Here is a 13,087-nt window from a genome sequence, read left to right on the forward strand (position 1 = left end):
GGACCCGGCCCGACGCGCGGTTGTGGCACCACGCGAAGGGACTGACGAATGTCGACGGTGATCCTGCCGCCGGAACCCGATGTGCCGGACCTCCTCGCGGCCGCCCAGGCGGCCGCCGGGCTCTACGAGTTCGGCACCGACTGGGTGCGTGCGTCACTGGACAACGTGGTGAGGCTGCTCAACGAGGACACCTCCCTGTCACCCGAGCACCGCGCGGCAGCGCACAGGCAGCTGGTCGACGTCCTCGCCGGCCGGCTCCGGCTCGTCGCCGACCGGGGTCGCCACCCCGGGATCGACCGGGAGAAGATCGAGGCACCCATCATCGTGATGGGGTTCGGCCGGTCCGGCACCACGTTCCTGCACTCGCTGATCGCCGAGGACCCGCAGAACCGCGCTCCCCGGTACTGGGAGGTGGCGCGTCCGTCGCCCCCACCGGCAACCGCCGGTCCTGACGATCCCCGGATCGGGGCGGGCCACCGCGACGTCGAGGACTGGCTGGCCGGTCTGCCGGGGTTCATCACCCAGCACCCCTACTGGGATCAGGGCGGCCTTGCGCTCATGGAGTGCGAGAGCTTCTTCGTCTACAACCTGAGCCATCACTATCCCGTCCAGCAGTCGAAGATCCCCTTCGGGACGCGGTGGGCGGTCGATGTCGACGAGACGACCCGGTACGAGTTCCACCGCTCCTTCTTGCAGCACCTCCAGTACGGCGGTCCGCCGCGCCGGTGGGCGCTCAAGGGGGTCGACCACCAGTACCACCTGACGGGACTTCGAGCGGTCTATCCCGACGCCCGGCTGGTGTGGGCGCACCGGGATCCGGTGCAAGTGATGGGATCCCTGCTCGAGGTCACCCTCCAACTGACCCGCGGCACCGGCGGCGACAGCGCCGATCGGACCGCGCTTGCCCGGGCGTGGGTCGACCGGTACCGCTCCCGGCTCGATCGCGCCCTGGCCAACCCGCTCGCCGCCGACCCGCGGATCTGTCACGTGCGCTACCCGGACCTGACGGCGGACCCGGTCGGCACCGTTCACGGCATCTACCGGCACTTCGGCCTCGAGGTGTCCAACGACCACGAGACCCGCATGAGCCACTGGCTGGCGGATCCCGCGAACCGTTCCGACCGGCACGGCAAGTGGACCTACGCGCTCGCCGAGCACGGCGTCGACCCGGCGTGGATCTCGGCCCTGTTCGCCGACTATCGCGCGCGTTTCGATGTCTGAGCTGAGCAACCAGAGGCCGATCGCCGAGCCGGTGGTCGACTGGTCGTTCTTCAGCATGGCGCGCTACCTGATGACCGCGCAGCCGGCGGACGAGCGCGTCCTGGACGGGTCGGAGTGGGATGGCTTCCTCGACCTTCTCCGTACTGCGGGAACACTCGCGACGGAGCTCTCGCCGGCCGGTCTGGTGGACCGGGTGAGCGCCTCCCGGGGCCTGCTCCAGATGCTGCACTTCGGCCTGGAGCGCACCCTGGGGGCAGCGGACCCCTCCCGGCCGGTGCTGTCGCGTCCGTGGCCGGTCCACTTGTTCGACTACGGCGCGGGCAACCCGGACGCGGTCTACCGGACTGTCGTGCTGCGCGACGACCTCACCTACCGGGTGAGCGGGGACCTCGGCAATGCCCCGTTCCTGAGCTTCGAGTTCTTCGACGGCACGCGACAGACGGGCTCGCTGCTCCGTTCCGACCTCAGAGCCGACGCCGACGGACGGTTCGAGGTCACCTTCGGCCCCGAGGAGCGTCCCGGGAACTGGCTCGCGGTGGTTCCGGGCACGAGCTACCTGCTGACCCGCGAGTTCTTCGACGACTGGTCGCACGCCCAGCCCTCCCTGCTCGAGATCGAGTGCCTCGACGCCCCCGCGTCGAGCTGGCCCGTGATGACGGCCGACCGGGTGAGCAAGGAGCTCGAGGCCGTCGGTCAGTGGCTGATCGAGACGGTGCGCGTCTTCGGGAACGCTCACGTCCGCGGCGTGGCCGACTTCGCCAACGCGTTCGAGCCCACCGCCCTCCGGGCGGACTCCGACCTGCCGACGATCTACCACGGCTTCTGGGACCTGGCGGCCCACGAGTGCCTCCTCATCGAGACCCCGGAGCCTGAGGGTGACTACTGGGGCTTCCAGCTCTCCAACGCGTTGTGGAACACCCTCGACTTCGCCAACCGCCAAACCAGTCTCAACCGGACGCAGGCACACGTCGACCGGGACGGGCAGCTGAGACTCGTGCTGGCACACGAGGACCCGGGTGTCCCCAACTGGCTCGACACGCTCGGCCACGAGCAGGGAGCCGTTCACGTCCGATTGAGTCCGGCACGTCGCGCGGCGCCCCTCCGGTCGCACCGGGACCTGGCCGAGACCGTGAACGACTGGATGTCAGGGTGGGGAACAGAAACGCAGGACGGTTCGGGTCCCGGTCAGCATCCCGTGCCCCAGGCCCGCGTCGTCAAGCTCGCCGGCCTCCGGGCCGAGCTGCCGCCGGCCACGCCTACGGTCCACCCGGCTGAGCGTGCCCGGATCCTGGCGGAGCGACTGCGCCAGGTCACCCGGATGCAGCGGAGCTGACCGGCCGCTGTCGCCCACCCGACGGGACGAGGGCGGAGAGCGCATCCCGGAGAGACCCCGGGATCGCCGTCGGCCTGCGCGACAGCCGGTCGACGTACACGTGGACGAAGTGGCCCGAGGCCGCAGGCTGGTCGGAACCGGCCGCATGGAGGACGATCTCGTAGCGCACGCTCGTGCGTCCGACGTGCCCGACGCGCAGTCCGGCGAGCACCTCTCCCGGGAAGCTGAGCGGTGCGGAGTACGTGCACTGCGACTCGACACAGAGCCCGATGACCTCACCGTTCGCCGGGTCGAGGCCGCCATGGCGAACGAGCCAGGCGGTCACCACGGTGTCGAAGAACGAGTAGTACTGGACGTTGTTGACGTGTCCGTACATGTCGTTGTCCATCCACCGGGTGGTGATGGTGTCCCAGTGCGGGTAGTCCGGGTTCGGGTGCTGGATCATCGGCTGGCTCAACCGGCGCTGTGCAACGCGACGGTCTTGGTCCTCCGGTAGAAGTCCAGACCCTCCAGGCCCTGCTCCTTGTGGCCCGAGCCGGACGTCTTGAAGCCGCCGAAGGGCATGTGGACGTCCCAGCCGGAGGTCGGGAGGTTGACGGCCACCTGGCCGACGTCGGCCTTCTCCGCGAACGCGTGAGCGGCGCCCAGGTCCGAGGTGTAGATGGCGGCCGCAAGGCCGAACTGTGACGCGTTGACCAGCTCCAGCGCCTCGTCGAGGGTGTCGAACGCGACCAGTGCCACCACTGGACCGAAGACCTCGTCGGTCCAGATCTCCATGGCCGGGTCGACGTCGGTCAGGACGGTCGGGGCCACGTAGCAGCCGTGCTCGCCGGGAAGTGCAGGGTCCGGTGAGGTCGCCCGGGTCGCGCCCTTCGCCAAAGCCCGCTCGACGAACCCCTGCACAGAGTCGCGCTGCGCCGGCGACACGAGGGGACCCATGGAGACGTCGGGGTCGACGCCTGCGCCGAGGACATGAGCACCGGCCGCCTGCACCAGTCCGTCCCGTACTGCATCGACGACGTCGCGCTGCACGAGCACCCGGCTCGTGGCGGTGCAGCGCTGCCCGGCTTGCGCGAACGCCGCGGCCGCGATGCTCGCCACCGTTCGCTCGACGTCTGCGTCGGCGAGGACGACTGCGGCGTTCTTGCCGCCGAGCTCCGCCAGCAGGCGGACGTCGCGGCCGGCGAGACCTGACCTCAGGGTGTCGCCCACGTCGTTGGAGCCGGTGAAGCTCACCGCCTTCAGCGCCGGGTGGTCGAGGAGGGCCCCACCGATCCGGCGGCCGGCGCCGGTGACCGTGTTCAGCACGCCGGGGGGCAGACCGGCGTCGTGCAGCACCCGCGCCAGCTCGATGGCGATCACTGGCGTGTCGGAGGCCGGCTTGAGCACCACGGTGTTGCCGGCGACGAGCGCGGGCGCGAGCTTGCGGGCCGGGGTGAGCAGCGGATCGTTCCATGGCGTGATGGCGAGCACCACGCCAAGCGGCTCGTGCACGGTCCACGCCATCACGGCCGGGTTCTCGTGGGCGAGGAGCTCTCCACGCTCAGCGCGTCCGAGGCCGCCGTAGTACTCGAAGAAGTCGGCGGCCTTGCCCACCTCGCCCCTGGCTTCGGCGAGGGTCTTGCCCATCTCGAGGGTGAGGGTCCGGCTGAGGTCGTCCTGGCGGTCGCGGATCAGTTGCGCGGCACGGAGGAGGATCCGTCCGCGGTCCACCTGGCTCACCCGCCGCCAGGTCGCCGCGGCGCGCTGGGCGGCGTCGAACGCGGCATGCACGCCCGCGGCGTCCATGCTCGGCACCGTGGCCACCAACTCCCGGGTGTCGGCGGGGTTGCGCACCTCCAGCTGCTCGGGGGCGGGATGCCACTCGCCGCCGACCAGGTTGAGGAAGGGTCGGTGCAGGGATGTCGTCACGCGTGGGCCTCGCTGTCAGTGGGACGGAAGAAGTCGTGCCAGGCTTCTAAGGGTTCGCCTGCATGCATGCGTTCGAGCAGCGCGAGGACGCCGGGCTGGTCGATCGGCGTCGGGTGGTTCGGGCGCGGGTAGCTCTCCACGCAGTCCGCTGCCATTGCCGGAAGCGCCTCGAGCGGGATGCCGAGCTCCTTCAACGAGCCGGGGATCGCCATCCGGTGGCTGTGCTCGACGATCCAGCGGAGGAAAAGCTCGGGGTCTGCCTTCCCGCACACGATCTCGGCCATGTCGGCGATCTGGTGCTCACTTGCCGGCCTCGCGTGGGCAAGGCAGTAGGGAAGTGCCATCGCCACGGTCACGCCGTGCGGCAGGCCGGTGCGCGACGCGATCGCGTAGGCGAGCGAATGGCCGAGCACGACGGAGGCGTTGAGCGCGAGCCCGGCCTGGTATGCCCCCAGCGCCGTGCCGTAACGCGCGTCGAGGTCACCCTTGTCGTACGCGGCGGGAAGCGACCGGGCCAGCAGCGCGAGGGCCTCGCGCGCGGCGGCAGCCGTGACCGGTGTCCGGAACGTCGAGAGCATCGACTCCACGGCATGGCCGACGGCGTCGAAGCCACCGGACGCGGTCACGGTTGCCGGCAGCCCGAGCAGCAGCTCGGGATCGATGATCACGCCGCGTGGGACGAGATAGGGATGGACGAACATTCGTTTCCCGCCGTCGTGCCAGAGCATGGCGACCGCTGTCGCCTCGGCGCCGGTCCCGGCCGTTGTCGGCACCGCGAGGATCGGCGGACCCTGCCGGATGTCGGCCGTAGGGGACAGCCCCGCAGTGAGGTCGAGGGCGTTCGAGAGCGCGACCGAGACCAGCTTGGCAGCGTCGAGCGCGCTCCCTCCGCCGATGGCGACGACTGCTGCCACGCCAGCGCCGTCCGTCGGAAGCAGCGACCGGACGACCTCCGGCGTCGGCTCCGCCGAGATCCCTGGCCCGCGCCGGACCTCGTGACCGGCGGCCTCGAGGACGGACACCGCCGAGCGGTGCAACCCCAGGTCGAGCACGGCGCTGTCCGCGACCAGCAGGACCGGGCCGTCGGCGGGCAGCACCCCCAGAGCGCGTAGCTCGTCAGCGCATCCAGCGGATCCGCCGGCGCCGGCGAGCAGTCGGCCCGGGCCGACGAACGGCCTGGTGGGAGTCGAGCACAGCGTGCACATCAGCCGGCTTCCTTTCGTGATCCGCGGCGAGAAAATTGTGACCGGGGTCTCGCCACTGGCGCGGATATGCGCTTGAATACGTAGTCATCGGATCGATGAATACGTAACCATAGGCGTCGCCGAGGCGTGCAGCAAGTGCCCGACGACGAGAAGGAGCCGGACCAGATGGACCACCGGACACAGCTGCTGGACCTGGTCGTCGACCCGGAGACGGCGTACAACCAGACGGCCGGGGACCTGGCGCCCGCGCGGCTCCAGGCCGCCGACGAGCTGTTCCAGGAGCGGCGACAGCAGATCCCGCTCCTGGCGAAGCGGGCGGAGGACGCCGGCATCGACCGGATCGACGATTTCAGCGACCTGGTGCCGCTCCTGTTCGCGCACACCGTCTACAAGTCCTACCCGCAGTCGTTCTACGACAAGGGCCGCTGGGACCGGATGCTGCAGTGGCTCGACACGCTCTCCGTCGAGGACGTGACCGACGTCGACGTCGAAGGCGTGACCGACGTCGACGCGTGGCTCGAGCGACTCTGGGACGCCGGGCACGCGGTGATCGCGACGAGCGGGTCGAGCGGCAAGTGCTCGTTCCTCAACCACACGATGGGTGACCGCGCCCGGAAGACGCGCCACTTCAAGTACTCCTCCGGCTGGCCCTTCGCCCAGGCAGACGGCGACCACACCTACTTCTGGCTGGGCCCGTCCGCCGGGCGGACAAGCGCGGTGGAGGCGTTCCTCGCCAACGCCGAGAACTGGGGACGTCCCGGCGAGGTGTTCGCCCTCTCCGACGAGCCGCTGCTGATCTCGGAGATCAGCGAGCTGGCGGCCTTCCGGACCCGGATGGCGAACGGGACGGCCACGCCGGACGAGATCGCCGGGGTGCAGCAACGGTCCCAGGCCAAGTCGGAGCGCATGCAAGTGGACCTCGCGAAGTTCACCGAGAAGATCCTCGAGTACCGCGACCGTCCGATCTTCCTCAGCGGCATGTGGGGCCAGCACATGATGATCATCGAGCGGGCACGGGAGCTGGGCGTCCGCGACGGCGAGTTCCACCCGGCGAGCGTCATCGGAGCTGGGGGCGGGGTGAAGGGGGTGTCGCTGCCGCCGGACTACAAGGAGCAGGTCGACCGCTTCTACGGCGACGTCGTCAGACCTGCCGTCTACGGCATGACCGAGCTCGCGCAGCCGTTGCCACGTTGCGAGGCCGGCAGGTACCACGCCGCACCCGGCCTGGTCATGCTGCCGCTGGACGAGAGCGGCGAGCGCCTGCTGACGGGTGCGGACGCCTCGGACGGCTTGGTCGAGGCCCGGTTCGGGTTCCTCGACCTCGCCTACGACGGTCGGTGGGGCGGACTCATCACCGGCGACCGGGTCACCGTCGACTTCGCCGAGCGCTGCGCCTGCGGCAGGGCCGGGCCGACGCTCCTCGACGACATCGGGCGATTCGTGCGACCCGGTGAGGACGACCACATCGGCTGCGCGGGCACCATCGACGCCTACATCAGGGGAGCTGTGGAGGCATGACGGCCACGCAGGAGAGCACCGCGGTCCAGGTTCCCCACGTCGTCAAGGGAGAACTCCTCACCGGAGCCGATTGCGAGTACGGACGCGCTGGTGAACGGTTCAGCACGCCCGCCCTGGACCTCAACGCGCTGGTGTGGCCACGGAACGTGCCCGGGCCCGCCTTCGACGTACCCGTCGCCGAGATCATCGACCTGCTGGTGGAGGTGGGCGACTGGCTGCGCGGCGATCCTGAGGGTCTCCTCGAGCAAGCCCTGGCCGCCGCCCGTCGTACCAGCCCGCTCCCGGCCGAGGTCGTCGACCGGTCCTACGAGCACCTGCCGAAGGTGTTCGGTCGCGCGAGCATGGAGTTCCAGATCAGGGCGGAGCTCGGCGGCCCCGACGTGCTGGACGGGTGGCGCGAGGTCGTCGACGCCCCGACGGGGCGGGTCCACCGGATCCGCGCGTTCCCGCCGCGACTCCTTCACGTCATCGCCGGCAACTCGCCCGGAGTCGCCGCCGTCTCGATCGTGCGCGGAGCGCTGATCAAGGGGCTGAACCTGATCAAGATCCCGTCGAACGACCTCTTCACCGCGCCCGCGATCCTGCAGGCGATGGCGCACGTCGCCCCCGGGCATCCGGTGACCCGATCGTTCTCAGCGGCGTACTGGCGCGGCGGCGACGAGCGGGTGGAGGGGACCCTGTTCCGCCCGCAGTTCTTCGACAAGCTCGTCGCGTGGGGTGGCGGCGAGACCATCGTGAACGCGCAGAAGTACGTCGGGCCCGGCTTTGAGCTGGTCGCGTTCGACCCGAAGACGTCCATCTCGCTGGTGGGCCGTGAGGCCTTCGAGTCCGACGCGATGCTCGCAGCAGTGGCCGACCTCGCGGCCGCCGACGCGACTCTCGTCGAGCAGCAGGCCTGCGCGTCCTCGCGGTTCCAGTTCGTCGAGGGTTCCGTCGAGGACGTGGACCGCTACTGCGCGCTGCTCCACTCGCGGATGGGGACGGAGCGGCCGACGACGAGCGTCGCCGGCCGGCCGCTCCCCGCCGAGCTCCGTGAGGAGATCGAAGGACTTCGGGGCATGGAGGACTTCTATCGCGTCTGGGGGGACTACGCCGGGTCCGGCGTCGTGATCCGCTCGGAGGACCCCGTGGACTTCCATCCCGACTTCCGCACGGTCAACGTCGTCCCGGTCGCAGACCTCGCCGAAGGAGTGGCATTCGCCAACGTGGCCACCCAGACGGTCGGCGTCTACCCGCCCGAGCGGAAGGCGGCGCTGAGGGATCCGCTCGCCGCGATGGGCGTCCAGCGCGTGGTGAGGCTCGGCTCGGCCGGCGGCGTGGAGACCGGCCTGCCCCACGACGGCTTCATGCCCCTGGCGCGGTTCGTGCGCTGGGTCAACGACGAAGGCTGAGGAGATGTCGACCATGTCTGCACGGACGGAGCAGCGCCGGTGGCTCATCACGGGCGTCTCGAGCGGTCTGGGGCGTGCGCTCGCACAGCATCTCCTCGGCCGCGGGGACACCGTCCTCGGCACGTTGCGCAAGCAGGACCAGGCGCGTGAGTTCGAGGACCTCGCGCCCGGGCGGTCCATCGCGCTGCTGCTCGACCTATCGGACCACAGCGCGATCTCGGTCCAGGTCCCGGAGGCGGTGGACCGCGTGGGTGGGCTGGACGTGCTGGTCAACAACGCCGGCTACTCGCTGATCGGGGCCATCGAGGAGACGTCGGACGCCGAGGCTGACGAGATCATGGCGGTCAACTTCTTCGGCGCGGTCCGGCTGACCCGGGCGGTGCTGCCGTACTTCCGTAAGCAGCACGCCGGACACGTCGTCAACGTCTCGTCGTTGGCGGGCACGATCGGGTTCCCCTGGACGGCGATGTACTCGGCTTCCAAGAGCGCGCTCGCGACCTGGTCCGACGCACTTGCTGCGGAGACGGCGTCCTTCGGCGTCAAGGTCACCTGCCTCGAGCCGGGCGGGCTCCGCACGAGCTTCGCCTCGTCGAGCCTGCAGTCGACCCGCGCCTCCCTTCCGGAGTACGCCGAGCCGGTCGCCGCCGTCAAGCAGCGGTACGCCGCGGCGGCGGACCAGATGCCCAACGACCCCGACAGGGCCGCGGCTGTGATCGCCGGGCTTGTCGCAATGGAGGACCCGCCCTTGCGCGCCGCGCTGGGAGCGGACGGACACGCCTACCTCGGCCAGGCACTGCAGCAGCGGCTGGCCACCTATGCGGAGCACCGAGCCAGCACCGCGGCAATCGCGTTCGAGGCGGCCGCCACCAGCTGAGTCCACCCGCTCGACAACAACCCCGAAGGAGCAGCACCATGCCCACCCAGACAATCATCCGGACCCCGCTGTCCGACCACGTCGGTCTCGAGCTGGCAGGGATCGACCTCGACCAGCCGCTCAGCGAGTCCACGAAGCAGGAGTTCCGGGACGCGTGGATCGACTCCGGCCTCCTGCTTCTCCGCGGCGCGCTGCACTCGCCCGAGGCGCACATGCGCCTGAGCGAGGTGTTCGGCGAGATGGAGCCGTCCGCCACGTCGTTCCTCAACTCGGTGGAGAACCCGTTCCTGATGGAGCTCCGCCAGCGGCCGGACAACCCCAGGTCACGTCGCTACGTGATCGACGGGGAGACGAGAGTGGGCTACATCGGCTGGCACTGGGACCAGTCCTTCATGCCGACCATCGTGCGCGGCGCGGTGCTTCGGATGGTCGAGCCTGCGGCTGCCGGTGGACTGACCGGGTTCATCGACGCGATCGCGGCGTACGACCGGCTGACCGAGGAGACCAAGGCCCGGATCGACGGTCTCGAGGTCGTCTACGAGTTCAACCCCGCGATGGAGGAGAACCTCGGGTTCCCGCGCGGCGTGGTGTCGTTGAACCAGTCGTCCGCGCCGCGCAACTTCCCGCCCGTGGTCCACCCGCTGGTCATCACCCAGCCCGAGACAGGTCGCAAGGTCCTCAAGTTGTCGCCGACGCACTACAAGACCGTGCTCGGGATGGACCAGGCCGAGGCCGACGCGCTCGTCGCCGAGCTCGCCGACGTCCTGACCGAGGACACCTACGCCTACTACCACCGCTGGGACACCGATGACGTGATCATCTGGGACAACTGGCGCGTCATCCACTCCGTCACCGGCGTTCCTGAAGGAGTCTCGCGCCTGGGGATCCGGACGACGATCTCCGGCGACTACAACGTCGGTCGCTACCTCGACCCCACGCTCGACAAGAACAACCCGCCCGACCGGTTCGACGACTGAAGCCGGGCGCCGACGTGACGACGACGACCAGGGCTGCCGTGATGTGGCAGCCCGGACAGTGGTGGGACATCGTCGAGCTCGAGCTCGACGACCCCAAGGCACACGAGGTGATGGTGCGGTTCGAGGCATCCGGCCTGTGCCACTCCGACGACCACGTGCGCACCGGCGACGTACCCGTGCGCTACCCGATGGTGGGTGGGCACGAAGGCGCCGGCGTGGTGGAGAAGATCGGGTCGTCGGTCGACCGGGTCAAGGTCGGTGACCGGGTGGTCTGCTCCTTCATCCCGGTCTGCGGCACCTGCCGGCCGTGCGCTGTGGGTATGCAGAACCTGTGCGAGAGCGGGCGCAACGCCGGCACCGGGGCGCTGCTCGACGACACATTCCGCTTCCACAAGGGCGGGCATGACCTCGGCGGCATGTGCGCCGTCGGGTCCTTCTCCGAGCGGGCGGTCGTCAACGAGTCGGCCTGCGTCCCGTTGCCCGATGACATCCCGTTCGAGCTCGGAGCCCTCGTCGGGTGCGGCGTCCCGACCGGATGGGGGACCGCGGTGAACGCGGCAGGTGTGCGGCCCGGGCAGACCGTTGTGGTGTACGGCGCCGGAGGGATCGGCATCAACGCGGTGCAGGGAGCCGCCTACGCGGGTGCCCGCACCCTCGTCGTCGTCGACCCCGTTGAGTTCAAGCGCGAGAAGGCGCTGGAGTTCGGCGCCACCCATGCCTTCGCGTCGGCGGAGGAGGCGCTCGAGCTCGTGACTGCCGACACGTGGGGTCGGCTCGCCGACCACGCCCTGGTCACCATGGGTGTGTTGTCGAGTGAGACCGTCAAGCACGCCGTCAACGTCGTCGGCAAGAACGGCACCGTGACCGTCACCGCGGTCGGGAACGTGCAGGAGTTCGCGGTCCAGGCGCATGCTGGGGCGCTCGTCGGCTACCAGAAGAAGATCCAAGGCACCCTGTTCGGCGGCGGCAGCCCCCTCGCCGAGATCCCGCGGATGTTCGACCTCTACCGGTCAGGGCACCTGAGGCTGGACGAGCTGATCACCACGCGCTACAAGCTCGAGCAGATCAGCCAGGGCTACCAGGACATGCTGGACGGCAAGAACCTGCGCGGCATGATCATCCACGAACACCTGTGAGGTCGACGATGAAGGAAGCTCCCGCCCTGATCTCCCCGCTCCTGGAGGAGAACACCATGCTGGTCGGCGGGAAGTGGCTGGCCGCCACGTCCACCGAGACGATCGACGTGCTCAACCCGGCAACCGCAGAGCTGTTGACCCGGATCCCGCGCGGAAGAGCGGACGATGTCGGCGCCGCGATCGACGCGGCCGCTCTGGCCCTCCCCGCGTGGCGTAGTGCCAGTCCGGCAGTGCGAGCCGCGCTGCTGCGGCGCTGGGCGGACGTCATCGACCAGCACGCGGCGGAGATCGAGGCTCTGGAGTCGATCGACGTCGGCCGCCCCTCCGCGGGCCCGCGGCCGCTGGGTGGGATGCTGCAGTTCGTCGCGGGACAGGTCGACAAGCTGCACGGCGAGTCACTGCCGACGCACACCCCCACGAACCTCGGACTCACCGTCCGGGAGCCGTACGGCGTCGTGGGCGCGATCATCCCGTGGAACGCGCCCGCGCCGATGTTCGTGCTGGACGTGGCGCCGGCCATCGGCGCTGGAAACACCATCGTCGTCAAGCCGGCCGAGGACGCCCCGTTGGCGTCGCTCGCGCTGGCTCGCCTCGCTGAGGAGGCGGGCATTCCCCCCGGCGTGATCAATGTCGTGACCGGCTACGGCCACGAGGCCGGAGCGGCCCTGGCCGGGGATCCGCGGATCCGCCGGCTCAGCTTCACGGGTTCCCCCGCCGCCGGTGCGGCCGTCATGGCGGCCTGCGCGAAGAACCTCACGCCCCTCCACCTCGAGCTCGGCGGCAAGTCGCCGCACCTCGTGTTCGCGGACGCCGACCTGGACAAGGCGGTGCCGGCGATCGTTCGCGGCATCACCATGAACAGTGGCCAGATCTGCATGGCCGGATCGCGGGTGGTCGTCGAGCGGTCCGTCCACGCCGAGCTGGTCGAGCGGCTCGCCCACGGTCTGGCTCAGGTGAGTGTCGGTCGGTGGGACCAGCCCGTCCAGATGGGACCACTGGTCAGCTCCCGGCAGCGGGAGCGGGTCCTGGACTACATCAAGGCCGGCCAGGAGGACGGTGCCCGCCTGGTCGCAGGGGGCGGTACGCCGAGCGGCGAGACCTACGACGACGGGTACTTCGTCGAGCCGACCCTGTTCGACGACGTCGATCCTCAGTCGCGGATCGCGCAGGAGGAGATCTTCGGCCCCGTCCTGTCGGTGATCCCGGTCGACGACGAGGAGAGCGCGATCGCGGTCGCCAACGGCACCGTCTACGGGCTCGCCGCCTACGTGTGGACCCGCGACGTGGCTCGTGCGGTCCGGGTCGCCAAGGCCATCGAGGCCGGACAGGTGTCGGTCAACGCCGGCGGAGCCTGGGACGCCATCGGCGCACCCTTCGGCGGCTACAAGAACAGCGGGTTCGGCCGGACCCAGGGCGCGGACGCCGTGCTCGAGCACACCCAGGTCAAGACCATCACCATCGACGGCACGCCCTGAGCCTGGATCCACGCTGAGAATTGCCCGTGTGAGCTGCGGGCCGACG

At 70.0% G+C, this 13,087-nt stretch carries 11 protein-coding genes; 8 read left to right on the top strand and 3 right to left on the bottom strand.

The window, feature by feature from the left end; genetic code table 11:
* Positions 1 to 48: 48 nt before the first annotated feature.
* Positions 49 to 1,221 (top strand): sulfotransferase family protein, encoded by a 1,173-nt coding sequence (locus D0Z08_RS26695; RefSeq protein WP_118928338.1) that lies wholly within the window; start codon positions 49 to 51, stop codon positions 1,219 to 1,221.
* Positions 1,214 to 2,554, top strand: a complete 1,341-nt coding sequence (locus D0Z08_RS26700) for a DUF1214 domain-containing protein (protein ID WP_118928339.1) — start codon at positions 1,214 to 1,216, stop codon at positions 2,552 to 2,554. The genes D0Z08_RS26695 and D0Z08_RS26700 overlap by 8 nt, the downstream gene beginning before the upstream one ends.
* On the opposite strand, the gene D0Z08_RS26705 is transcribed toward D0Z08_RS26700, so the two are convergent.
* The 3 genes from D0Z08_RS26705 to D0Z08_RS26715 are packed head-to-tail and all read right to left on the bottom strand — an operon-like array spanning position 2,532 to position 5,670.
* Positions 2,532 to 2,999, bottom strand: a complete 468-nt coding sequence (locus D0Z08_RS26705) for an acyl-CoA thioesterase (protein ID WP_118928340.1) — start codon at positions 2,997 to 2,999, stop codon at positions 2,532 to 2,534. The genes D0Z08_RS26700 and D0Z08_RS26705 overlap by 23 nt on opposite strands.
* Positions 3,000 to 3,007: 8 nt before the next feature.
* On the bottom strand, positions 3,008 to 4,465 hold the full coding sequence (locus D0Z08_RS26710; protein WP_220454366.1) for an aldehyde dehydrogenase family protein: 1,458 nt from the start codon (positions 4,463 to 4,465) through the stop codon (positions 3,008 to 3,010).
* Positions 4,462 to 5,670: an iron-containing alcohol dehydrogenase family protein gene (locus D0Z08_RS26715; protein ID WP_118928341.1), complete on the bottom strand. Its 1,209-nt coding sequence runs from the start codon at positions 5,668 to 5,670 to the stop codon at positions 4,462 to 4,464. The genes D0Z08_RS26710 and D0Z08_RS26715 overlap by 4 nt, the downstream gene beginning before the upstream one ends.
* A gap of 135 nt (positions 5,671 to 5,805) precedes the next feature.
* Between D0Z08_RS26715 and D0Z08_RS26720 the strand changes: the two genes are divergently transcribed.
* The 6 genes from D0Z08_RS26720 to D0Z08_RS26745 are packed head-to-tail and all read left to right on the top strand — an operon-like array spanning position 5,806 to position 13,041.
* The gene (locus D0Z08_RS26720) at positions 5,806 to 7,188 is read left to right on the top strand and encodes a hypothetical protein (protein WP_220454367.1); all 1,383 of its coding nucleotides are present in this window, start codon (positions 5,806 to 5,808) and stop codon (positions 7,186 to 7,188) included.
* Positions 7,185 to 8,579, top strand: coding sequence for an acyl-CoA reductase (locus tag D0Z08_RS26725; RefSeq protein WP_118928342.1), 1,395 nt, complete (start codon positions 7,185 to 7,187; stop codon positions 8,577 to 8,579). The genes D0Z08_RS26720 and D0Z08_RS26725 overlap by 4 nt, the downstream gene beginning before the upstream one ends.
* A gap of 13 nt (positions 8,580 to 8,592) precedes the next feature.
* Positions 8,593 to 9,453, top strand: a complete 861-nt coding sequence (locus tag D0Z08_RS26730) for an SDR family NAD(P)-dependent oxidoreductase (RefSeq protein ID WP_182481509.1) — start codon at positions 8,593 to 8,595, stop codon at positions 9,451 to 9,453.
* A 38-nt stretch (positions 9,454 to 9,491) separates the two neighbouring features.
* The gene (locus D0Z08_RS26735) at positions 9,492 to 10,430 is read left to right on the top strand and encodes a TauD/TfdA dioxygenase family protein (protein ID WP_118928344.1); all 939 of its coding nucleotides are present in this window, start codon (positions 9,492 to 9,494) and stop codon (positions 10,428 to 10,430) included.
* A 14-nt stretch (positions 10,431 to 10,444) separates the two neighbouring features.
* A complete protein-coding gene (locus D0Z08_RS26740) occupies positions 10,445 to 11,566 on the top strand; it encodes an NDMA-dependent alcohol dehydrogenase (RefSeq protein ID WP_118928345.1) in 1,122 nt (373 codons plus the stop codon).
* Positions 11,567 to 11,574: 8 nt separating this feature from the next.
* The gene (locus tag D0Z08_RS26745) at positions 11,575 to 13,041 is read left to right on the top strand and encodes an aldehyde dehydrogenase family protein (RefSeq protein ID WP_118928346.1); all 1,467 of its coding nucleotides are present in this window, start codon (positions 11,575 to 11,577) and stop codon (positions 13,039 to 13,041) included.
* Positions 13,042 to 13,087: the final 46 nt, after the last annotated feature.

It is taken from the genome of Nocardioides immobilis, from assembly GCF_003515065.1.
Classification (GTDB): Bacteria; Actinomycetota; Actinomycetes; order Propionibacteriales; family Nocardioidaceae; genus Nocardioides; species Nocardioides immobilis.